We start from the raw sequence: 22,265 nt of genomic DNA on the forward strand, positions 1-22,265 counted from the left end.
CGTTCGCGGTGGCTGCCAGGTGGTTCCCCCACTCCGTCTCGGCTTCGCCGAGCCACCTCTCCCCCCTCCGGTGGGAGAGGAAAGGAGCCTGGCTGGGCGGCGTTGACATCGACGAACTATCTTTCTGCTCGAGGCTGCAAGATGTGGCGCGCCCCGCCTGAATCTGGGGCGCGCCACGGGCGCAGGGAGATACGCCCTATTCCTTCAGCACTGCCCCCCTACTTCTTCAGCACCGCATTGGCCTTGGCCGCCGCGTCCTTCAGGCCTGCCTCGGGGTCGCCGCCGAGATAGATCTTCTGCATGGCGTCCGACGTGATCTGGGCGACCTCTTCCCAGCCCGGGATGACCGGCGCGAAGCGGGCGTCGGGCAGCAGAGCGGTGAACGCGGCCAGATCGGCATTGTTGACGTAGTAGTCCATCTTGGCCTCTTCCTTGTTCACCGGCAGGAAGCCTTCGCCCTGTGTGAACTTGGCACGCTGCTCCGTGGTGAACAGGAAATCGAGCAGCTTCCAGGCCTCGTCCTTGTTCTTGGAGTTCTTGAACATGATGATGGAATCGGTGACGCCATAGGTGCCGCGCGCGCCGGTCGGTCCGGCGGGAATGGCCGCAACGCCGTATTTCAGGTTCGGCGCCTCGTCCTTGATCTGGTTGGACAGGAAGGGTGCGGTGATCATCATGCCGACCTTGCCCTGCTTGAACAGGTTCTGCACGTCCTCGCGGTTGTTGGAGGTGACGCCGGGTTCGGTCAGGCCTTCGTCGATCATCGACTTGTAAAGCTTGGCGGCTTCAAGCGCGCCGGGCGTGCTCAGGCCCGAAGTGCCGTCCTTGTTGAGGATTTCCGTGCCGTAGGACCACATCGCATAGTAGTAATAGACGTCGGTCTCGATCTCCTTGCCCTGCAGGCCGAAGCCGAACGTGCCGGACCCCAGAGCCTTGATCTTGCGCGCATCTTCCTGCAGCTCGGTCCAGTTTGCCGGTGGCTTGGCGATGCCGGCCTTCTCGAACAGCTCCTTGTTGTAGTACATGGCGCGCGCCGAGGCAGCGATCGGCAGGCCGTAGGTCTTGCCATCCATGATCGAGGGCGACAGGAAGGTGTCGATGAAGCGGTCCTTGAAGTCGGGCTTGATGTAGCCGTCGAGCGGCTCGGCGACATCCTGCTGGACGAAGTCGATCAGCCAGCGCGTGCCGATGATCGACAGATCGGCATTGGTGCCGGCGGTGATGTCGGTGGTCAGCTTCTGCAGCAGCACATCCCACGGCACCACTTCGAACTTGACCGTGATGCCGGGGTTCGCCGCCTCGAATTCCTTCTTGACGCTGTCGAAATATGGGCCAGTCTTGGCGCTGTACTCGGCCACGGTGACCCGCACCTCGCCCGCATCCGCCTGCGCCGCAATTGCCAGCATGCTCATTCCGGCCATCAGGCCGACAGTCCATTTTGCAAGACTCATTTGAACTCTCCCATTTTGATTTTTGCGCCTGCGCGCCTCTTCGTTACCCAAGCAGAAGATTTATGTTACTTTCCTACATTATCGTGGATTTGAAGGCTTGCAAGCAGATTATTCTGTTGCTTAATTACATTTTGTGGACTAGGCCTGATCCGACCTGTCGAAGATCCCGGAGGATGACGCACGGTGGTTTCGCAAACGGAACTCGAAGGCAGGGCCGAATTCGAGGGCAAGACTGTCGTTGTGACGGGTGCGGGCGGCGGCCTCGGCACGGCCATCGTGGCGCTGATGGCGCAAAGGGGCGCCAGGGTCGTAGGCTGCGACCAGTCGAGCGAGGCGTTGAAGAGCCCGTTTTTTGCCGCCCGCCACGTCTTCGATCTTCTCGACAAGGCGTCGATAGCCACAGCGATCGCCGCCATCCTCGACCGGGACGGTGTGCCCGACATTCTCATCAACAATGCCGGCTGGACGCGCGCCGAGACGCTCCCCGCGCTCAACCCCGACAGGATTGAGCAGGAACTCGACCTCAACCTGACCGGCGTGATGAATTTCGCCGATCCGCTGGTCAAGGCGATGGCCAGCCGTGGCTCCGGCAGCGTCGTCTTCATCTCCTCGGTCAACGCCATCGCGCATTTCGGCAATCCCGCCTATGCCGCGGCCAAGGCCGGCATCAACGCCTATGCCAAGGCGATCGCCGTCGAGCTCGGCCGCAGCGGCCTGCGCGCCAATGTCGTCTGCCCCGGATCGATCCGCACCGCCGCCTGGGACCACCGCCTTGCCAAGGATCCCGAAATCCTCGGCAAATTGCAGCGGCTCTATCCGCTCGGTCGCATCGTCAACGCTGCGGAAGTGGCGGAAGCCGTCGCTTTCCTTGCGTCCGATCGCGCATCGGGAGTAACAGGCGTGGTGATGCCCGTGGACGCGGGACTGACCGCCGGTTGCCTGCCCTTCATCGACGACATATTGGGAGCGTGAGCATGACCGACGTCGAGTTCCGCGACCTGTCGAAATCCTTCGGGCAGCACAAGATCCTCGAGAACATCAGCCTCGATATCAAGAGCGGCGAGTTCGTCGTCCTGGTCGGCCCGTCCGGCTGCGGCAAGTCGACCTTGCTGCGCATGCTCGCCGGCCTGGAGACGATCACTTCCGGCGATCTGTTGATCGGCGGCGTGCGCGCCAACGCGCTGCCGCCGCAGCAGCGCAACATCGCCATGGTGTTCCAGTCCTATGCGCTGTTTCCGCATCTGAAGGCATCGGACAATATCGGTTTCGGCCCGAAGATACGCGGCGAGACGCGCACGGTAATCGATGAGAAGGTCAAGAAGGCGTCCGGGGTCCTCAATCTCTTCTCCTATCTCGACCGCTATCCCCGCCAGCTGTCGGGCGGCCAGCGCCAGCGCGTCGCCATGGGCCGCGCCATCGTGCGCGAACCGTCTGTGTTCCTGTTTGACGAACCCCTGTCCAATCTCGACGCACAATTGCGCGTGCAGATGCGCGTCGAGATCAAGGCTCTGCACCAGCGGCTGAAATCGACGATCGTCTACGTCACCCACGACCAGATCGAGGCTATGACCATGGCCGACCGCATCGTCGTGATGGATCGCGGCAGGATCCAGCAGGTCGGGGCGCCGCTGGAGCTTTATGACAGGCCGGCCAACAAGTTCGTCGCCTCCTTCCTCGGCTCGCCGTCGATGAGTTTCGTCTCGGGTTCGCTCAAGACGACGCTTGAGAAAACCTGGTTCGAATCGGCCGGTGGCGGGCGGCTGGCGCTTGCCGGCAAACAGGTGCCGGCGGACAGCGCGGTGGAGGCCGGCATCCGGCCCGAGCATTTTGTCATCGGCGAGGCTGTCGACGCGATGGCGATCAGGGTGGATGTCGTTGAGCCCACCGGCTCCGAAACACATGTCTATGGCGCTATCGGTGCTGATACGGTACGCGCCGTGTTCCGTGACAGGGTGCCGGTCAGGCCGGGAGACCTGCTGCCGGTCTCGGTCGATCCCGGCAACATCCATCTGTTCGACAAGGCGACGGGCCTGCCTCTATGAAAATATCAGCATGAAGACGCCGGCCGACATCATCACGCGCCTGCAGCTGATGTCGCAGGACGGAACGAAGTCGGATCGCAAGCTGGCCGGCTTCGTGCTGGCAGACCTCGACTTCGTTTCCAAGGCGGCGATTTCGGAAATTGCCGCGCGCGTCGGTGTCAGCGAGCCGACGGTGACGCGGTTCTGCCGCAACCTCGGCTGCGAGGGCCTGCGCGACTTCAAATTCTATCTGGCGCAAGCCATCGCCATCGGCGGCCAGTATCTGTCGCCGGAGCCGTTGAGCCGCGATGCCCGCGAACAGCGCATCGCTTCCGCCATCACCGAAGCGGCGATATCGGCCATCCAGCGCGCCAGCGAAAACCTCGACATGACGACGCTGGTCGCCGTCGCCGCACGCATCGCGGTTTCCGGCAATGTGCTGTGCATCGGCTCCGGTGGCATTTCGTCGATGATGGCGACCGAAATGCAGAACCGGCTGTTCAGGCTTGGCGTGTCGGTGCTGGCGCAAATCGACGGACAGTTGCAACGCATGTACGCCGCCGTCGCCACCCCCGACACCACGCTGATCGCCTTCTCCGTCTCCGGCTATGCACGATCGGTCATCGATGCGGTGCAGGTCGCCCAGCAATATGGCGCCACGACGATCGCCATCACCCCGCCGGACTCCGCGCTCGCCAAGGTCGCCGACACGGTCATCCATTTCCAGTCGCTGGAAGACGGCAATATCTACAAGCCGACATCGTCGCGCTATGCGCTGCTGTCGATCGTCGACATGATCGTCACCTCGGTCGCCGAGACGCGCGGACCAAGGGTTCTGGAAAATCTGCGCCGCATCAAGCAGAGCGTCAACACGTTGAAAGTTGACGATCCGCGTTTGCCGCTGGGGGATTGACCCTCCGGCAAGGACATCAGGCCTGATGGCCGAGCGCCTCGATGCTTTTCGCCAACGTCTCCGGATCGCCTTCAATGCGCACGGTCTTCAGCCGCGCCGTGCCGCCGGCGACAACCGAGACGGCGGACCCCGGCACGCCAATCGCCTTGGCAATCAGCTTTTCGAGCGCATGATTGGCGGCGCCGTTTTCCGGCACGGCGCGGACGCGCGCTTTCAGATGGCTTCGCTCGTCCGCCGTGGTCTCGATGCCTTCGAGCCTGTCCAGCGCAGCCTTCGGCGTCAGCCGGACAAACACGTCGACACCATCATCGCGCAGGCGAAACGGCGCGCTCATACGATCATCGGGCTCACAGGACCAGAGGCGCCACACTGGTCAATATGAACTGCCGCAGGAAGAACAGGATCAGAAGCAGGATGATCGGCGAGATGTCGATGCCGCCAAGGTCCGGCATGAAACGGCGGATCGGCCGCAACGCCGGTTCGGTCAGCCGATAGAGCATGTTGCCGATGGAACCGACGAACTGATTGCGCGAGTTGACGACGTTGAAGGCGTAAAGCCAGGAAAAGATCGCCGATGCGATGATGATCCACCAGTAGAGGTCGAGCGCCATGACGATTGTCTGAATGAGGGCGAGCATGCCGGTCTCCAATTGTTGCCGACATGTAGCCATTGCACGCGAAACCGGCAAGGGCCGCCTGCCACGGTGCGCCGGTACGGCTGCCAGCCACTGGATTTCGGCAAACCTCCGCCTTGACAGGAAACCGCAGCGCCCGATAAATGCGCCCATCCGCTGGACGGGGCTGTAGCTCAGCTGGGAGAGCGCGTCGTTCGCAATGACGAGGTCAGGAGTTCGATCCTCCTCAGCTCCACCAGCGGATTAATTCCTCGCTCTCCGCGCCATATGCACTCCGCGACGCTCGTCCGGGCTTGCCTCCACGGCTGGCATTTGCCGTGCCGGCGCGCCTAAAAGGCCGCGCGCCGCGCCGCCTGTTTTCGCAATCTCCGGCAAGACTTTTGTCAATTGGACTTATGGCGGAAGCGCTCGTCGATTGTTTCCGTTTTTTTTGCAAACCGCCCCACTAAATTGACGTTACCAAATCAGTTTTTTCTGTGCGTTGTGGCCAAGGCGTTTCGGCGGGGGCGACCGGAGACGCTATATGGATTTCGAGTTGAAATGAAAAACCCGCCCGCGGAAGCAAAGACGTGTCAATTCGCGAGAATCTCGCTGCAAATCTTAGACGGCTGAGCAAGGACCATGCCTCCGTAAGTGCGGTATGCCGTGAGCTGCACATCAATCGCACGCAGTTCGAACGCTACCTGCAAGGGCAGACCGTTCCCAACAAGGCCACCGCCAAGCTGATATGCGATTACTTTCGGATCGACGAGGCCGAACTGTACCAGGATCCCGGCGCACCCGAGCCCGCGATGCGTGGCCTGCCGCCGGTTTCCGAGAGCCTGTTCAACCAGATGATCCGCCCTCCCAGTCCTTCGATCGCGGGCGGCACCTATTTCACCTATTTCTCGATCCCGGGCCGCCTCGACCTCCTGATGCGCTCGGTGACCTTCGTGCGGCGCGAAGCCGAACTGGTCACCTTCCGAAGGGTCACCGGATGGTCGGAGCGCCAGGGATCGACCTGGGCACGAGCGCGCGGCAATCACTATGGCGTGGCGATCTCGCGGCTGAACTGGATCTATTTCAGCGGCATCAATCGCCGACAGACCGGAGAGCCGTCGCTGATCTCCGTGCAATGGGCTCCCATCTCCGAACCGGTGCTGATGGGCAAGGCCATGCTTCTGACGGAGGCCGGCCCGGCATTCGTGTCCGTCATCATGCGGCGCGACATTGCCAATATCCAGGCAAGGGATGCCATCAGCATGGCGCATGTCATCAGCCTCGACGATGCGGGCGTCGACCAACTGGTTGTCAGCCTGACCCGGGACGGGTTGGGCTAATCCCTCGGATCGCCGTGTCTTACGCCAAATAAGAATAAGCGTACGCCGATAAAGCGTATGCCAACGATTGTCTACTCTGTATCTGAATAAAATCGATATTTTACACTTTAATGCCAGGAAAGATAATCCACACGTCCGTCTTCGGCTCGTGGTTTTACTATAATTTTAACAAACCATTAACTCTTCCGACCTTACCTTTCTTCACGCGGATCCCATTCTGGGGGTCTTTCAACGGATCCCAAATGGGGGTCAGGAAAGGGATAAAAATGGCCAAGAAAGTGACTAACGCTCCGAAGCTGACGATTGCCGCCGGCACGCAGACCGTCTTCTTTTCGCAGGGTATGCACTACAACAAGCGCTGAAGCCGTTCTGCGCCGACGAGCGGTTCGCTTGTCGGCGCCTCGGCTCCGCAGATGGCATCCAGCTTCATGAAAATGCGCTCTTCGAAAACGCTCGTTTTCTACCCCGGACCGAACAAGGTCACGGCATGCAACTTCCTGACCAGAAGCGTCTTCGAATGCAGCCCTGAGATGGTCGGCCTTCTCGCATCGTGGGACAAATGGGCATCGACGGCGGACATTGCCCGCGCCCATGGGTGGTCGAAGTCCGAGTTGAAGGCTGTCGTTCCGCAGTTGCTCGATTTTTCCGCCCTGGTCACCGCCGGATCGCCTCTCGCCGAGCAGGAGGAACAATTTTCAGGACAATGGAGTTGGGGGCTTCCGACGGCGCTGATGCATTTCTGCGTCCAGGACAGCGAATACATGACCATCGAGCAGGCGGAAGAGCGGCAGATAGAACGCGCCGGCCATACGCCGCAGCCGGACCTCCTGCTCAAGAATTCCGCCGGCGCTATCCAGCTGCCGAATGCACTGGAAGACAACGAACTTCTTAGCTTGATGGCGCGGCGCCGCACCAACCGCACGGCGGCTCAGCCCACCATCACAGCCAAACAGCTTTCCGATTGCCTGTTCGCAGGGCTCGGCATCATCGGCGAGACCGCCAATTGCGTTGGCACCCTGCCGCTTGGCATGACCCCTTCCGGCGGCGCGCGGAATCCCTATGAGGCCTATGTGGTCGCGCTCGGCGTCGATGGCCTCGAGCCCGGTGTCTATCATTATTCCGCCGCCGATCACGACCTTGGCAGGATTTCCGCGAACCATCTGCCGAAGATCTCCGAACTGGTCGGCGGACAGGAGTGGGCTGATAGCATGCCGTGCCTGATCCTGCTTTGCGCCAGGCTCGATCGCACGATGTGGAAATATGAGGACGCCAACGCCTATCGTGTCGTGCTGATCGAGGCCGGCCATATCGGCCAGAATATCATGCTGGCGGCGACCAATCATGGCCTGTCGGCATGTCCGACAGCCGCGCTCAATCATTCCGCCATCAAGCGGCTGCTTGGTCTCGACAGTCTCACCGACGCACCGATCTATGCCTTGACCCTCTCGACCCCGGAAAGAGACCCGTCCACCGCGAGCCAATCCATCAATTAGTCGACCAACAATGTGCAGTCCGGCCAGTAACGCGTTCCCCAGGGTATAACCAGAGACAGGAGCAGCACGTGCCAAATCAATCCTTACGCCAGTCGGAAATCGATAGTCTTCAATATATTTCGTCGATGACCAATGAGCTCGTGCAAATGGCCGAATCAAGCCGTTTTCCGATGATCTCCTATCTGCTGGGCATGGCCTATGCGGAGGCCTTCGACGTTCTTCGCGGCGCACGGCCGGCCAGGCATGCGCAGCTCAGCGGCAACCCGCTGCACCCCAAGGCGCAGGCAAAAGACAATCGTGCCGCCCAGCCACGGAGAGCGTAGCGACATGCAATCGTCAGCCGCATGCGCGGTGGCCGGCTCGACCTCCCGGCCAAACCGCTGGGAGACGCTGTGCGCGTTGCAAAGCCTGCTGCCGCTGCTGAAGAAAGCCGCGACGGATCTGCACCGCGCCGACATGGTCTACTGGTTCGAGCAGGCCGATGCCGAGGTCGCCAACATCATCAGGGGCCACCCCTCCGATGCAACCGCGATCCCGACCCTGATTGCATCCTGCCCGCAGGACCGGCATCCGGTCGCTCAGGCTTGATGCAAGTCGCCCGCCCAAACGCCACGCGCTTAGTGGTTCAGCGCCGCTGAACCGCTCTGATCACCAGCTTTCAGGCAATTCCAGACCGGAGCCTATTGCGCGCCTGGAATGCCAAGGGGGACCTGCACATGAACATGATAGCCAACATCAGAAGCGTCGATGCCAGGGAAAGCATTTTCAGTCGGCTCGACGTCTTGATCGCCAGGCGACCGCCATCGCCTGACGCCGCGCGGATCGAGGCCCGCCAACTCGTCTCGATGGCGATTGCCGACAGCTGCCAGGCCGACAGTCTCTGGGGTACAGTGGACGCCTTCCACGCCCATTTCGACTTCATGATGCAGACCATCGAGATCAACGGAGCCGATGACCCGAGCCTCGGGCTGTTGCGCACGAAATGCCGTTTCTATCTCGAACAGGTCGAGGCCCTGAGCCTGTCGCTGGCCTACTGACAGGCCGCTTCGATCAAATTCGGTCCTAGTTGCGCAGGCTGAACACGAACGGCGCTGTACGGCTCAGACGCGAACCGAGTTCCGGCGGCGGTGCCGGCACCGTGGCGCCTTGCAGCACGGCGAGCGCCGCACGGTCCAGATCCGCATCCCCTGAGGAACGAGAGAGCCTGGCAGACCGGACCCGGCCGGACGAGTCGACCGTGAAGGCGACATACGGCCTGCCTTCCACGCCTCGGGCCTTGGCAGAACTGGGATAGCGCGTGTGCCGCTTGATCCAGGCGCCCAGACGGGAGTCCCATTTGCTGGAGTCGCCGGAGCGCGACGTCGATTCCGCTGCCTTCGGCGCGGCGGTCCTGGCCGCGGGCCGTGCGTCGGCGCTGGCGACGGTTGCCGTCTTCGGCGGAGCCGCCTTCTCCTTCTTAAGCCGCGGCTTGGGCTTCTCGACAGGTTTTTTCGCCTTGGCCTCGACCGGTTTCTTGTCTTTGACAATTTCGACCGGTTTCGGCTGCGGCAAGGGAATGACGACGTCTGGCGTGACAGCCTCGACAACATCCGGGATGACCTCATCCGGCGGCGGCTGATCGGCCTGTTCAGCCGTTTCGGTCCGGTTGGGTTCGGCCTCGTCGGGCGCGACCGCTTCCGGTGGCTCGACAACCGGCTTCGCCTTTTCGACCGGTTCTTCAGGTGTCGGCTCGATCGTCGGTGTCGGTTCGGTCTGATCTGGCGTCACCGCGTCCAGCGCGGCGACCTGTTCTTGTACGGCCGGCATCACCACCATCGGCGCCATCTCGATCACCTGGGCCGGTGGCGGACCGCCGTCCGCTTCGGTGACCATGGTGAGATTCTGCACTGCATAGGCGACCGCGACATGGGCTCCGAGGACCAGCGCGGCAGCACCGGCCCACAAGCCAAGGTCGCGCCAGCCGAAGCGCGACATCTGGACCGAGGGCACGGCGACCGCTTGCGTCATGGCGCCGCCGCACGGGTGGCTGTGGGCGCGGGGGCATTGGACGCGGGAGCCGTCTCCAGGCCGACCAGCGCGATCTTCAGATAGCCGGCACCGCGCAACAGGTTCATCGCCTCCATCAGGTCGCCATAGGCGACCGCCTTGTCGGCGCGCAGGAAGATGCGCGTCTGCTTGTCGCCCTTGGTCTTGGCGTCCAGCGTCGCGGCGAAAGCCGGGCGTGGCACGCCGTCATTGCCGATCGCCAGCGTCAGATCGTCCTTCAGCGTCAGGAACAGCGGTGTCTCGGGCCTCGGCGCGGGCGTTGCGGTCGAACCCGGCAGGTCGACATTGACATCCACCGTGGCCAGCGGTGCCGCGACCATGAAGATAATCAACAACACCAGGATGACATCGATGAACGGGGTGACGTTGATCTCGTGGCTTTCCTCGAGATCGTCATCCATGGTCTGTCGGATTCTGCTTCCCATGGCGCTACTCCGCCGCCAGTGGCGCGGCCGGCGCGACGGTGCGGAAGTCGAGGTCGCGGCTGACCAGTCGTTCGACCCCTGCCGAGGCATCGGCGAGGATCTGCCGATAGCCGGCTATCGAGCGGGCGAAGACGTTGTAGATGACGACGGCCGGTATGGCCGCGACCAGGCCCATCGCGGTGGCCAGCAGCGCTTCGGCGATGCCCGGCGCGACCACGGCGAGATTGGTGGTCTGCGCCTGCGAGATGCCGATGAAGGCGTTCATGATGCCCCAGACCGTGCCGAACAGGCCGACGAAGGGCGCGGTCGAGCCGATCGTCGCCAGCACGCCGGTGCCGCGTGACATGCGCCGCGCCGCCGCCGCCTCGATGCGCGACAGGCGCGACGTAACCCGTTCCTTGAGGCCATCGCCTGAGACATGATCGAGGGCGCCGGCTGAGAGTGCGGTCTCCTCCTCGGCCGCCCGCACCAGCAGCGCGCCCGGGCCGCCGCTGCGGTCGAGGGTACTGCCGGCCTGCTTCAGCGTGGCGGCCTCGCCGATCGCCCGCACGGCGCGACGGATGCGCAGCTTGCCGCCGAAAAGCTCCAGCGACTTGGCCAGCCATATCGTCCAGGTGACGAGGGAGGCAAAGGCCAGCCCGATCATCACCGCCTTGACGACGATATCGGCCGCCATGAACATGCCCCATGGCGACAGGTCATGCGGCAAGGTCAATTCCATCGCCGTCGAAGGTCCGGCCTCGGCTGGCGCGGCTGTGTTCGGCTGGGTGCCTGGCTGCGAAGGCGCCATCGTGGCCGGCGGAGCGACTGCCGGTGCGGCGGGCGCCGGCGCAATCGGCGCTGGGGCCGTGGGAGCAGCCGGGGTGGGGGCATCAATCGCCGGCGCGGCACCGGCCGGTTGCTCCTGGGCCATCGCGCTGCCGGCCGACAGGATGACGGATGCGACCAACGCCGCCAACAAACCAGTTCTCGACAACAGCTTCTTCCTTGTTCTCACAGCGGCCAGCCGCCTTCTATTTCCCGCCGCCGCACCAGATCTCGTCACTGCACATAGCCGACGGGCTGGCCGGTGACGGGGTGCGCGAACACGCCCATCTCCACGCCGAAAATGCCTTTCAGAACATCGCTGCGCATGATCTCGCCGGGTGTGCCGCGCGTCAGCAGCTTGCCGTCCTTGAGCGCGATCAGTTCGTCGCAGTAGCGCGCCGCCATGTTGGGATCGTGCAGCACGACGACGACGCAGAGGTCGCGTTTGCGGCTGAGTTCCTTGACCAGCCCGAGCACCTCGACCTGATGGGCGATGTCGAGTGCCGAGATCGGCTCGTCGAGCAGCATGACGCCGGCGTTCTGCGCCACCAGCATGGCGAGCCAGGCGCGCTGGCGCTCGCCGCCCGACAATTCGTCCACCAGCCGATCCGCGAACCCGTCCATGTCGGTCAGGGCCAGCGCCTCGTCGACATGCTGCCTGTCCTGCGCGCGGAAGCGGCCAAGCGCGCCATGCCAGGGATAGCGTCCCAACGTCGCCAGTTCGCGCACGGTCAGGCCGGTCGCCGCCGGTGTCGTCTGCGGCAGATAGGCAAGCGCGCGGGCAAATTCGCGGGCGCCCCATTGCGGCAACGGACGCCTGGCGAAAGTGATGGCGCCTGAACTCGCCGGCTGTTGGCGCGCCATGAGCTTGATCAGCGTCGACTTGCCCGAACCATTGTGGCCGATCAGCCCGTAGACGCGCGAGCGCTGCAGTTCGAGCGAGACCGGACCGAGCAGCGTCCGCTCGCCGACGGCAAAGCGCACCGCGTCGATATGGAAGGCAGTCTGGGCATCAATTCCAGCCATGCTCATGGCTTTTCTCCAGTGCGGCCGCCCGCATTTCCAGATTCCGGCTTTCGACGGCTCATGCCCGGTTGACTATGAAACATGACCTTACTAGTCAACATTGAAGATGACTGCAACGATCAACAAATCGTCGCGACCGGCAATATCGACATGAAATTTGGAAAAGGGGGCGCAGGATGATCTCGGGACGTGGACTGATTTGGCAGGACCGGATGGCGCGGAAGCGCCTGCTGATCGCAGCGGTGTCGGTGCCGGCCCTGCTTGGCTGCGGCCATGCCCTGGCCCAGGAGACGGTCACCACCACCCTGGACCCGATCAACGTCCAGGAACGTGTCGAAAGCGCCTTCGGGCCGGTCAAGGGCTACGTGGCCACCAAGGGCTCCACCGGCACCAAGACCGACACGCCGCTGATCGAGACGCCCCAGTCGATATCGGTGATCACCAAGGACCAGATGGAAGCACAGGCGATTGACAACCTCGGCGGCGTTCTGCGCTACACGCCCGGCGCCACCGGCGATCTCTACGGCACCGACAATCGCGGCCTCGGCCTGCAGTTGCGCGGCATTTCGAACGCCAACGGCGTCTTCTACAGGGACGGGCTGCAGCTCAAGGAGAGCAATTTCATCCTGTTCACCGCACTCGATTCCTATGGCGCGGAACGCTACGAGGTGCTGCGCGGACCAGCGTCGGTGCTCTACGGCCAGGCTAGCCCCGGCGGCATCATCAACTATGTCAGCAAGCGGCCGACCGAGGAAAACCTGCGCGAGATCGAACTCGGTGGCGGCAGCTTCAATCGCTATGAAGGCAAGTTCGATTTCAGCGGTGCCGTGAACGCCGACAAGTCGCTGCTGTTTCGCCTCACCGGTGCCGCTCACATGGGCGACACGCAGACCGATTTCGTCAAGGACGACCGCATCTTCATCGCCCCGGCGATCACCTGGCAGCCCGATGCCGACACCAGCCTGACCATCCTCGCCAACTATCAGCGCGACCGCTCGGGATGGGCGATGCAGTACCTGCCTGCCTACGGCACGGTCATACCGGGCAAGGACGGCAAGTACCTGCCGAACAGCATGTTCGTCGGCGAACCCGGCTTCGACTCCTACAACAACGACCAGGCCTCGATCGGCTACGAATTCGATCACCGTTTCAACGAAACCTGGCAGGTGCGACAGCATGCCCGCTACGTCCACCTCACCCACACCGAGGAGGGCGTCTTTGGTGGCGGACTGACGGACTCGAACGGCCTGGAACCTTCAAGCGGCGACTACTACCGTTATGCAGATGCCGGCGGCACCAAACTCAGCGGCGTCACCATCGACAACCAGGCACAAGCCGATTTCGACACCGGGCCGCTTGCCCACACGCTGCTCGTCGGCCTCGACTACAAACGCTACACTTACCGCGACTATGCCTCGGAAGGGACCGTCGAGGACGGTTTCAACATCTTCGATCCGGTTTACGGGTACCCGATCACCGATCTGACGCCCTACACCGATACCGACACCACCCAGCAGCAGGTCGGTCTCTATGCCCAGGACCAGGTCAAGTTCGGCAACTGGCGGCTGACCCTTGGCGGCCGCCAGGATTGGTCGGACGCCAAGGTCTACGACAATCTGGCCGGCGGCTACATTCCCGAGCAGAAGGACAACGCCTTCACCAGCCGCGCCGGCCTGGTCTATCTCGCAGACAACGGGCTTGCGCCCTATGTCAGCTACTCCGAATCGTTCCAGCCCGTGGCCGGCGCCGACAGCGACGGCAATCTGTTCGTGCCCGAGACCAGCAGGCAATACGAGATCGGGCTGAAATACCAGCCGACCGGCTGGAACTCCTTCATTACGGCATCGGTTTTCGACCTGACCCGACAGAATGTCGTGCGTTCCGGTAATGAGGGCTCGCCCAACGATCTGTTCCAGACCGGTGAGATCCGTTCGCGCGGCGTGGAATTCGAGGCCGTTGCCAGCCTCGATTCCGGCTTCGACCTGAGAGCGGCCTACACCTATCTCGACACGAAGATCACCAGGGCGACCGCTGTCGAAGATGTCAACGGCGTCTGGGTCAGCAACGAGGGCAACACGCCCTTCGGCGTGCCGGCCCATTCCGCATCGCTTTGGGCCAATTACACCTTCATGGGCGGCAAGCTCGAAGGTCTCGGCCTCGGCGCCGGTGTCCGCTATGTCGGCTCGACCTATGGCGACGACGCCAACAGCTTCAAGGTTCCGTCGGTCGTGCTCGCCGACGCGGCGGTGCATTACGCCTGGCAGAACGCCACGCTCAGCCTCAATGCCAGCAATCTGTTCGACAAACGCTACGTCGCCTCCTGCTTCTCCTCGGGCTTCGGCTGCTTCTACGGCGAGGGCCGCAGGATCAACGGTTCGGTGAAATACACATGGTAGAAGCAATGTGGCGGGCCGGCCCAAAATGGCGGCGCTGACACGGCGCCAGTATCTTGCCGGCCTCGCCGCGACCGGTCTCGCTTTGCCGGGCGGCACGGCACGCGCGGCACCTGCCCGCGTCGTCTGCCTGGAATGGACATCGGCCGAAATGGTGGTCTCGCTCGGCGTGTCGCCGCTCGCCGTCGGCGACACCAGGGGTTATGGCGACTGGGTCCAGGGCCCGGCGCTGCCGCAGGCCACCATCGACCTGGGGTCGCGCAGCGAGCCCAATCTCGAACTGCTTCGGGAATTGCGGCCCGACCTGATCGTCGGCGCCTATGGCTATGGCTTGGACGAGAACAGCTTCACCAGATTGGCGCCGACCTTCAATGTGCCGTTCTACAGCGGCAAGGCTCCACCTTACGCGCAGGCGCAGCAGGTGACGCTGCAGCTTGGCAACATGCTTGGCCGTGGGACGGAAGCAGAAAACCTTGTCGGGCGCATCGAAGCCTCGATCGCCCAAGCGCGTGCCAGGCTGGAGCGGGCGGTGCAAAAACCGGTCTGCGTCGTCAGCATGTTCGACGATCGCCATGTCCGCGTCTACGGCGCCGGCAGCCTGCTGCAGGACGTCCTCGACCGGCTCGGCCTCGTCAATGCCTGGACCGGCGCCACCAATGAATGGGGTTTTTCGACGGTCGGCATCGAGGAACTGGTCGCCGTCGGCGAGGCGCAACTGATCTCGCTCGATCCGATCCCGCCGCACGTCAGGATCAGGATCGCCCGCAACTCGCTCTGGGCCAACCTGCCCTGCGTCCGGAACGGCCAAGTGCGGACCATTCCGCCGGTCTGGCCGTTCGGCGGTCTCACTGCTGCCGCGCGTTTCGCCGAATTCGTGGCAGCAGCATGATCGCTCAGGCAATGTCCCTGCCGCGACAGCGCGACGGCATCGGCGCGCTCATCCTGCTAGTTGCCGTGCCCGCGGGGCTGGCGCTGGTGCTGAGCGTCATCGATCTCATCCACCTTCTGCCGGCGCACCTGTGGTGGCAGGCGCTCACCGCCCCCGACACATCCGATCCAGTGCAGTTGCTGTATCGCTATGCTTTCCTGCCACGTGTCGCCGTCAGCGTGCTGGCCGGCGCGGCGCTCGGTCTCGCCGGTGTCGTCATGCAGCATGTGCTGCGCAACCCGCTGGCCGAGCCGACCACGATCGGCACCAATGCCGGAGCAAGCCTCGCTTTGGCGGCCGCCACCCTCTACGCACCATGGCTGCTGGAAGGCGGCCGTGAAGGGGTGGCGCTGGCTGGCGGCGCTCTCGCCACATCAGCCGTTTTCGCACTGGCGCGCGGGCGCAGCTTTTCGCCAGTGTCGATCATCATCGCCGGCCTCGTCGTCAGCCTCACTTTCGGTTCGGCCGGCGCGCTGCTGATGGCGCTCAACCGCGAATACACCGAGGAGCTGTTCATCTGGCAGAGCGGCTCGCTGGTGCAGAATGGCGATGCGGCCGTCGTTGCTCTGGCGCCGTGGCTGCTGGCCGGCATCTGCGCCGCGTTCCTGCTCTGGCGACCGCTACGCCTGCTCGATCTCAGCGACGACGGCGCGGCATCGCTCGGCACCCGCCCGGCCGTCATCCGCCTTGCCGGCATGGCTGTCGCCGTCTCGCTTGGCGCGCTGGTCGTCGCCGAGGTCGGCGTCATCGGGTTCGTAGCGCTCGCTGCCCCGGCGCTGGCGCGGCTGGCCGGAGCGCGCACGCTTGGCCGCCGCCTGGTCTGGTCGCCGCTGGTCGGCGGCGCCCTGCTCTGGCTCACCGACCGCCTGGTGCAGCATCTGCCGTTCGCCGGCGAAATCCCCGCCGGCACCGCGACCGCTTTGCTCGGCGCGCCGCTGCTGCTGTTCCTGTTGCCGCGAATGCGAACCACCCCCGAAAGGCAGGCCGATATGATGTCGTCCGTACGCCTGCCGACAAACGGCCTGCCGTTGATCGCCGGCCTGCTGGCGCTCATCCTCGCGGTTGTCGTCGCAATGGGCTTTGGCCGTGGCGCAGGCGGTTGGCACTGGATCGCATCCGAGGATTTGACCGAGCTGCTTGCCCTGCGCGCGCCTCGCGTCGTCGTAGCCCTGTCGGCGGGCGTCCTGCTCGCGGTCGCCGGCACGCTGATGCAGCGCATGACCGGCAACCCGATGGCAGCACCCGAAGTGCTCGGCATTTCCGGCGGCGCCTCTTTCGGCGTGCTGGCGCTGCTGTTGCTCAGCGACGGCTTCGACCGCGCGGCAATGCTCGGCGCCGCACTCGCGGGCGCCTTGCTGGCGCTGACGATCGTCGTGCTGGTCGGGCGGCGCAATGCACTGTCGCCGTCGCGGCTGCTGCTTGCCGGCGTCGCCGTGGCGACGGTCGCGTCGGCCTTCGCCGCGCTGCTTCTGGCCAGCGGCGATCCGCGCACGGGCTTCCTGCTCGCCTGGCTATCGGGATCGACCTATCGCGCAACGCCCAATGATGCCTTCACTGCCGCTGCGGTCGCGGTCGCCGTCCTCGCGCTGGCGCCGCTGACGGCGCGCTGGCTCGATATAGTGCCGCTCGGCGAAACTGCCGCGCGTGGCCTTGGCCTGCGGCTTGGACGGGTTCGCGCCATTCTGCTGGCACTTACCGCGCTGGCCACCGCAACCGCGACATTGGTCATCGGCCCGCTGAGCTTCGTCGGCCTGATGGCGCCGCATCTCGCGCGCATGCTCGGCTTCCGCCGTGCCGTGCCGCAGCTTCTGGCCTCGGCCATGACAGGCGGGCTGATCCTCGTTGCCGCCGACTGGGCCGGCCGGACGCTGATCTTTCCCTGGCAGGTGCCGGCCGGGCTCATCGCCGCCTTCGTCGGCGGCCCCTATTTCATGGCGCTGATGTGGAAAGGCAGGCAATGAAGTCGGCCCTGGCATATTGCCGGCCCTGCCCTGCCGATTGTAAGCAGCGCCCATCGATGGCGGCCGGTGCCCTCGCCGCGTCCATCAAGACAGCTTGCGGTTCACCTCGATGATCAGACGTTTCCTGTCCTATTACGCGCCCTGGAAGGGGCTGTTCGCGCTCGACTTCTCCTGCGCGGTGCTGGCCGGCCTGCTCGAACTTGGCTTTCCCATGGCGGTCCGCACCTTCGTCGACCAGCTCCTGCCACGGCAGGACTGGACGCTGATCATCATCGCCTCGGCCGGGCTGCTGGTAATCTATCTGCTCAACACGGTGCTGATGGCGGTCGTCACCTATTGGGGCCACATGCTTGGCATCAACATCGAGACCGAGATGCGGCGCAAGAGCTTCGATCATCTGCAGAAACTGTCGTTCCGCTTCTACGACAACCACAAGACCGGCCATCTCGTCGGTCGCGTCACCAAGGATCTCGAGGAGATCGGCGAGATCGCGCATCATGGCCCCGAGGACCTGTTCATCGCCATCATGACGTTCGCCGGCGCCTTCGTGCTGATGTTCACGGTCAACATGCATCTGGCGCTGATCACGGCGGTGATCGTGCCTCTGATCGCCTGGGTGACGATGCGCTACGGCGACCGCATGGAGCGCAACTGGCAGGCGCTCTACCGGCGTGTCGGCGATTTCAACGTCCGCATCGAGGAGAATGTCGGCGGCATGCGCGTCGTCCAGGCCTTCGCCAACGAGGAGCATGAGCGCACGCTGTTCGCACATGACAACCAGCGCTACCGCCAGACCAAGCTCGACGCCTACCGCATCATGTCGGCCAGCAATTCGCTGAACTACATGGGCATAAGGCTGATCCAGCTCGTGGTCATGATTGCCGGCAGCTACCTCGTCATTACGGGAGGCCTGAGCAATGGCGGCTTCGTCGGCTTCCTGCTTTTGGTCGGCGTCTTCGTGCGGCCGATCGAGAAGATCAATTCGGTGATCGAGACCTATCCAAAAGGCATTGCCGGCTTCCGCCGCTACACAGAGTTGCTCGACACCGAACCCGACATCGCCGACCGGCCCAGTGCCGTTACCGCCAGCGGCCTCAAGGGCTCCATCGAATATCGCGGTGTGAGCTTCGGCTATGGCGACGGCAAGCCGGTGCTCAGGGATATCGATCTCACCATCCGCGCCGGCGAAACCATCGCCTTCGTCGGGCCGTCAGGTGCCGGCAAGACCACCATATGCTCGCTGCTGCCGCGGTTCTACGAAGTCAGCGCCGGGCGGATCAGCATCGACGGCATCGATATCAGGGACATGACGCTCGCTTCGCTGCGCGGCCAGATCGGCATTGTCCAGCAGGATGTCTTCCTGTTCGGCGGCTCGATCCGCGAAAACATTGCCTATGGCCGTCTCGGCGCCTCCGACGACGCCATCGCCGATGCCGCGCGGCGGGCGCAGCTCGACGGCATGATATCAGGCCTGCCGGCCGGTTATGATACGATCATCGGCGAGCGCGGCGTAAAACTGTCCGGCGGCCAGAAGCAGCGGCTGGCGATTGCCCGTATGTTCTTGAAGAACCCGCCGATCCTGATCCTCGACGAGGCGACGTCGGCGCTCGACACCGAGACCGAGCGCGAAATCCAGAAGTCGCTGGCCGAACTTGCCGAGGGCCGAACCACGCTGGTCATCGCACACCGGCTGGCAACGATCCGCGGCGCCGACCGCATCGTCGTCGTCTCGGAGTCGGGCGTCGTCGAGCAGGGGTCGCACAGCGAACTGATCCGTGCCGGCGGCATCTATCGACGCCTGCACGACGCCCAGCATCTGGTGTCATCGCGTTGATCCACTATGGTAGCGGCCAAGCAGGGAGCCCCCGGATGATCAAGGCAACGCCCTTCGACTTTCCCTTTGACGGCAGGCTGGTGGCCGAAAACACCGCGCTGATCGTCATCGACCTGCAGCAGGATTTCCTGTCGACGACGGGCTACTTCGCCAGGCAGGGCTATGACCCGTCGCCTCTGAGGGCGATCCTGCCGACGGTGAGCCGGCTGATCGCGGCCGCGCGCAGGGCCGGCGTCAGGGTCATCCATACCAGGCAGGGCTATAGGGCCGACATGGCCGATATGACGCCTTACGAAAAATGGCGCCGCAAGCGCTCCGGTCTCGACGGCACCGATATCCTGCTGCGCTCGGGCACGGGGTTCCAGATCGTTCCGGAGATCGACGTGGCACCGCACGACATCATCGTCGACAAGACCTGCAACAGCGCCTTCACCTATACGGATTTCGAGCTTGTGCTCCGCGCGCAAGGCATCACGCATCTCATGTTTTCCGGATGCACGACGGATGTCTGCGTCCACACCACGCTGCGCGAAGCCTGCGACCGCAAGTTTCAATGCCTGACGATTTCCGACGCCTGCGCCAGCGGCGACAAACAAGCCCACGAGGCCGCGCTTCATATGGTGACGGTCGAAGATGGCGTCTTCGGCGCGCTGGCGGATTCGGGCGCTGTCATTGAAGGCCTGTCGCGGCTTGGCGACAGGCCCGAGGCAACAAAAGGCTGAAGGACTTCAGCCCGTTGCGCGCGTCTCCAATCCTGCACGAGACGCATATGCTCCAGGCTGGAATGCCTCGTGTTCGCGACGCGCCAGCGAATTGCGCAGCAGGGCGATCGTTTCCCGGCCGAGCGTTGCGATCTCGCGTGGCGTGTCGACGCCGACAATCATGAATTCATCGATCCCGAGGGCTGCATAGGCAAGCAGCGACAGGGCGGCCTGGGCTGGCGGCCCGGCAACATCGACCGCCTTGTGGCCGGAGGCGGAAGCACCCTGGTGAATCCCGACCGGAAGCGCGAAGCGCAGCTTGCCGGCCCGGCCATGTTCGGCGGCGGAGCGACGCACCCGCTCCATCAATTGCCGGATCTCGTCGATCGAGCCCGGCGCCAGTTCAAAGACATCGGCATGCCGGCCGGCCACCTTGAGCGCCGTTCCGGACTGCCCGCCCATGCGGATGACCAGGTCGGCGCCGTGCGGTCCCTTGCGCGGCACGTAGCCGCCCTTGATGCTGTAGAACGTTCCTTCGTGGTCGAAGGGCCGGTCGTTCGACCACAGCCGCTTCAGCAGCACCAGATATTCGTCTATTCGCTGCCAGATGACGGTGTGCCCGACCGGCCGTGTTTCGGCGTCGGCATCGCTCAGCGGCTCGCTGATCATTCTCAGCGCCAGGCGTCCGCCGCTTTGCCTGTCGATCGACGCCAGTTGTCGGGCCGCCACAGTCGGTTCGACCACGCCCGCCCAATGGGTGAGCACGACTTCCAGCGACGAGGTGCGATCGAGCACCTGGGCCGCAAGATCCATGTTGGTCAGCAGTCCGGCCGAATCGTCGACGACGATCTTGCGGAAGCCGCCGTCCTCGATCAGCCCGAGCTTGGTCGCGGTCTCGGCAAAGTCGTAGAAAAAGGGAACCGCGGCATCGGCGGTCTTGCCGGGAATATGCGTGAACTCGATCGGCATTGCCATGTCCTCCGTGGTGTCGGGCGCGCGAAAGCACGCCGAGGATTCGGTTCATTCAACTCCAATTGCCTGTAAGTGGTGGGGCAGCTAACCCCGGTCGATCTGACGACTCAGGGAATAAGACCCAGAACAACGGCCCCGGTGAACACGAACGCAAGGGCAAAGACGAGATAGGCGAAAGCCCCGGCATAGGCCGGGCGGAAGGTCTGGGCATTGGCCGCCCGCTGACCACTGCGATCCGTCTGGGCGTTCTGGATATAGGACATATCGACCTCCGTCTCGTCTGTTAATCTATAAAACTTGTAGACTTTGTCGATTGCTATTTTTCGGTCAAATCTAGAATAATTTTCTCTTAGGTGACGGGAAGTTGGTAGCCACTTGCTTACAGGGGCACTCGGGCGGCCGATCCGTATGGCGCGTCCGTTTTCGGGTCTGCGTCCGAATGGACCTATGGCCTTGCCCTCGCGGCACTCAATTCGTGGATTGGCCGCCCGGCGCCGGCGCGGTAGCATCACCCAACCAGCAAAGCGAAATCGTCACATAAGGGGCAAAAAAAATGGGCACAAGACTGGCCGGCAAGGTCGCCATCATTTCGGGCGGCGCGACGGGAATGGGTGGAGCAGCCTCGGAGTTGTTCGCCGCCGAAGGCGCCAAGGTGGCGATCATCGACCGCAACGGCGAGGCGGCCGCCGCAACCGCAGCGACAATCAGGGCACGCGGCCATGTCGCCGAGCATTTTGTCGCCGACGTCTCCGACGAGGCACAGGTCGAAGCCGCCGTGAAGGGTGCTATCGAAAAACTCGGGCCCATCACCGTGCTGTTCAACCACGCCGGCACCATCGTGATAAAGCCCTTCCTGGAGACCACGGTGCAGGAATGGGATTGGCTGCATGCCGTCAATGTGCGCTCGATGTTCCTGATGACGCGCGCCGTTTTGCCCGGCATGATTGCGGCGGGCGGCGGCTCGATCGTCTGCACCTCGTCGATCTCGGCGGTGGCGGCTACTCCCAACGAAGTGCTCTACGACACCACCAAGGGCGCTTGCCACATGTTCGCCCGCGCCATCGCCGTCGAGTTCCGCGACCGCAACATCCGCTGCAACGCCGTCTGCCCGGGCTTCATCCGCACGCCGCACGGCCTGCGCGAGGTTGCCGACCTCGGCAGGCTCGGCGTCGATGTCTCGGACGCAGCGCTGGCCGCGCAGCAGGGCCGCATCGGCGAGCCGGAAGAGGTGGCGAGGGCGGCGCTTTACCTGGCCAGCGACGAGTCGAGCTTCGTCAACGGCACGCATCTGTTCGTCGACAACGGTTTTACCGCGATGTGAGGCGACGCCTGGCGCCCTT

The 22,265-nt window shown here is 63.7% G+C and carries 23 protein-coding genes and 1 tRNA gene; 15 read left to right on the plus strand and 9 right to left on the minus strand.

Annotated elements, in window-relative coordinates; translation table 11 throughout:
• Nucleotides 1–218: 218 nt before the first annotated feature.
• Nucleotides 219–1,451 carry a sugar ABC transporter substrate-binding protein gene (locus EOC83_RS13570; RefSeq protein ID WP_013528982.1) on the minus strand — a complete coding sequence of 411 codons (1,233 nt, stop codon included), beginning with the start codon at nt 1,449–1,451 and terminating at the stop codon, nt 219–221.
• Between the two features lie 183 nt (nt 1,452–1,634).
• On the opposite strand from EOC83_RS13570, the gene EOC83_RS13575 reads away from it, so the two are divergent.
• The 3 genes from EOC83_RS13575 to EOC83_RS13585 are packed head-to-tail and all read left to right on the plus strand — an operon-like array spanning nt 1,635 to nt 4,385.
• The gene (locus EOC83_RS13575; RefSeq protein WP_063169479.1) at nt 1,635–2,423 is read left to right on the plus strand and encodes an SDR family oxidoreductase; all 789 of its coding nucleotides are present in this window, start codon (nt 1,635–1,637) and stop codon (nt 2,421–2,423) included.
• 2 nt (nt 2,424–2,425) lie between these two features.
• Complete coding sequence (gene ugpC / locus EOC83_RS13580) at nt 2,426–3,493, plus strand: sn-glycerol-3-phosphate ABC transporter ATP-binding protein UgpC (RefSeq protein WP_013528980.1); 1,068 nt, start codon at nt 2,426–2,428, stop codon at nt 3,491–3,493.
• 10 nt (nt 3,494–3,503) lie between these two features.
• A complete protein-coding gene (locus tag EOC83_RS13585) occupies nt 3,504–4,385 on the plus strand; it encodes a MurR/RpiR family transcriptional regulator (RefSeq protein WP_013528979.1) in 882 nt (293 codons plus the stop codon).
• Between the two features lie 16 nt (nt 4,386–4,401).
• Here EOC83_RS13585 and EOC83_RS13590 read toward each other — a convergent pair whose 3' ends face one another.
• Both EOC83_RS13590 and EOC83_RS13595 read right to left on the minus strand, forming a co-directional pair.
• The gene (locus EOC83_RS13590; RefSeq protein ID WP_063169480.1) at nt 4,402–4,719 is read right to left on the minus strand and encodes a DUF167 domain-containing protein; all 318 of its coding nucleotides are present in this window, start codon (nt 4,717–4,719) and stop codon (nt 4,402–4,404) included.
• A 13-nt stretch (nt 4,720–4,732) separates the two neighbouring features.
• A complete protein-coding gene (locus EOC83_RS13595) occupies nt 4,733–5,023 on the minus strand; it encodes a YggT family protein (protein ID WP_013528977.1) in 291 nt (96 codons plus the stop codon).
• Nucleotides 5,024–5,182: 159 nt separating this feature from the next.
• On the opposite strand from EOC83_RS13595, the gene EOC83_RS13600 reads away from it, so the two are divergent.
• From EOC83_RS13600 to EOC83_RS13630, 6 genes are all read left to right on the plus strand, one after another.
• Nucleotides 5,183–5,258, plus strand: a tRNA-Ala gene (locus EOC83_RS13600).
• A 331-nt stretch (nt 5,259–5,589) separates the two neighbouring features.
• Nucleotides 5,590–6,339, plus strand: a complete 750-nt coding sequence (locus tag EOC83_RS13605; protein WP_024504719.1) for a helix-turn-helix transcriptional regulator — start codon at nt 5,590–5,592, stop codon at nt 6,337–6,339.
• A gap of 428 nt (nt 6,340–6,767) precedes the next feature.
• A complete protein-coding gene (locus EOC83_RS13615; RefSeq protein WP_024504720.1) occupies nt 6,768–7,832 on the plus strand; it encodes a SagB/ThcOx family dehydrogenase in 1,065 nt (354 codons plus the stop codon).
• A gap of 68 nt (nt 7,833–7,900) precedes the next feature.
• The gene (locus tag EOC83_RS13620; RefSeq protein ID WP_024504721.1) at nt 7,901–8,155 is read left to right on the plus strand and encodes a hypothetical protein; all 255 of its coding nucleotides are present in this window, start codon (nt 7,901–7,903) and stop codon (nt 8,153–8,155) included.
• Nucleotides 8,156–8,159: 4 nt separating this feature from the next.
• On the plus strand, nt 8,160–8,420 hold the full coding sequence (locus EOC83_RS13625) for a hypothetical protein (RefSeq protein WP_024504722.1): 261 nt from the start codon (nt 8,160–8,162) through the stop codon (nt 8,418–8,420).
• Nucleotides 8,421–8,548: 128 nt separating this feature from the next.
• Entirely contained in the window at nt 8,549–8,869 is a 321-nt protein-coding gene (locus EOC83_RS13630; protein ID WP_063170396.1) for a hypothetical protein, read from the plus strand.
• A gap of 25 nt (nt 8,870–8,894) precedes the next feature.
• Here the strand turns inward: EOC83_RS13630 and EOC83_RS13635 are convergent, their stop codons facing one another.
• The 4 genes from EOC83_RS13635 to EOC83_RS13650 all read right to left on the minus strand — a co-directional run bounded on the left by EOC83_RS13635 (nt 8,895) and on the right by EOC83_RS13650 (nt 12,136).
• Complete coding sequence (locus EOC83_RS13635) at nt 8,895–9,839, minus strand: energy transducer TonB (RefSeq protein WP_063169481.1); 945 nt, start codon at nt 9,837–9,839, stop codon at nt 8,895–8,897.
• Complete coding sequence (gene exbD, locus EOC83_RS13640; protein ID WP_063169482.1) at nt 9,836–10,303, minus strand: TonB system transport protein ExbD; 468 nt, start codon at nt 10,301–10,303, stop codon at nt 9,836–9,838. Before exbD ends, EOC83_RS13635 begins: the two co-directional genes overlap by 4 nt.
• 4 nt (nt 10,304–10,307) lie before the next feature.
• Nucleotides 10,308–11,279, minus strand: a complete 972-nt coding sequence (gene exbB, locus EOC83_RS13645) for a tonB-system energizer ExbB (RefSeq protein ID WP_013528968.1) — start codon at nt 11,277–11,279, stop codon at nt 10,308–10,310.
• Nucleotides 11,280–11,344: 65 nt separating this feature from the next.
• On the minus strand, nt 11,345–12,136 hold the full coding sequence (locus EOC83_RS13650; RefSeq protein ID WP_063170397.1) for an ATP-binding cassette domain-containing protein: 792 nt from the start codon (nt 12,134–12,136) through the stop codon (nt 11,345–11,347).
• A 212-nt stretch (nt 12,137–12,348) separates the two neighbouring features.
• On the opposite strand from EOC83_RS13650, the gene EOC83_RS13655 reads away from it, so the two are divergent.
• The 5 genes from EOC83_RS13655 to EOC83_RS13675 all read left to right on the plus strand — a co-directional run bounded on the left by EOC83_RS13655 (nt 12,349) and on the right by EOC83_RS13675 (nt 19,974).
• Nucleotides 12,349–14,532 carry a TonB-dependent siderophore receptor gene (locus EOC83_RS13655; RefSeq protein WP_244514244.1) on the plus strand — a complete coding sequence of 728 codons (2,184 nt, stop codon included), beginning with the start codon at nt 12,349–12,351 and terminating at the stop codon, nt 14,530–14,532.
• Between the two features lie 25 nt (nt 14,533–14,557).
• The gene (locus tag EOC83_RS13660) at nt 14,558–15,418 is read left to right on the plus strand and encodes an ABC transporter substrate-binding protein (RefSeq protein ID WP_063169484.1); all 861 of its coding nucleotides are present in this window, start codon (nt 14,558–14,560) and stop codon (nt 15,416–15,418) included.
• Nucleotides 15,415–17,418, plus strand: coding sequence for a Fe(3+)-hydroxamate ABC transporter permease FhuB (gene fhuB, locus EOC83_RS13665; RefSeq protein ID WP_063169485.1), 2,004 nt, complete (start codon nt 15,415–15,417; stop codon nt 17,416–17,418). The genes EOC83_RS13660 and fhuB overlap by 4 nt, the downstream gene beginning before the upstream one ends.
• 109 nt (nt 17,419–17,527) lie before the next feature.
• Nucleotides 17,528–19,252: an ABC transporter ATP-binding protein gene (locus EOC83_RS13670; protein WP_063170398.1), complete on the plus strand. Its 1,725-nt coding sequence runs from the start codon at nt 17,528–17,530 to the stop codon at nt 19,250–19,252.
• A 35-nt stretch (nt 19,253–19,287) separates the two neighbouring features.
• The gene (locus tag EOC83_RS13675) at nt 19,288–19,974 is read left to right on the plus strand and encodes an isochorismatase family cysteine hydrolase (RefSeq protein WP_063169486.1); all 687 of its coding nucleotides are present in this window, start codon (nt 19,288–19,290) and stop codon (nt 19,972–19,974) included.
• A gap of 6 nt (nt 19,975–19,980) precedes the next feature.
• On the opposite strand, the gene EOC83_RS13680 is transcribed toward EOC83_RS13675, so the two are convergent.
• Both EOC83_RS13680 and EOC83_RS13685 read right to left on the minus strand, forming a co-directional pair.
• Nucleotides 19,981–20,922: an LLM class flavin-dependent oxidoreductase gene (locus EOC83_RS13680; protein WP_013528961.1), complete on the minus strand. Its 942-nt coding sequence runs from the start codon at nt 20,920–20,922 to the stop codon at nt 19,981–19,983.
• Between the two features lie 110 nt (nt 20,923–21,032).
• Entirely contained in the window at nt 21,033–21,188 is a 156-nt protein-coding gene (locus tag EOC83_RS13685; protein ID WP_013528960.1) for a hypothetical protein, read from the minus strand.
• A gap of 290 nt (nt 21,189–21,478) precedes the next feature.
• Between EOC83_RS13685 and EOC83_RS13690 the strand changes: the two genes are divergently transcribed.
• Nucleotides 21,479–22,246: an SDR family oxidoreductase gene (locus EOC83_RS13690; protein WP_024504731.1), complete on the plus strand. Its 768-nt coding sequence runs from the start codon at nt 21,479–21,481 to the stop codon at nt 22,244–22,246.
• Nucleotides 22,247–22,265 lie beyond the last annotated feature (19 nt).

This window comes from Mesorhizobium sp. Primo-A, assembly GCF_003997175.1.
In the GTDB taxonomy this organism is placed as follows: domain Bacteria; phylum Pseudomonadota; class Alphaproteobacteria; order Rhizobiales; family Rhizobiaceae; genus Mesorhizobium; species Mesorhizobium ciceri.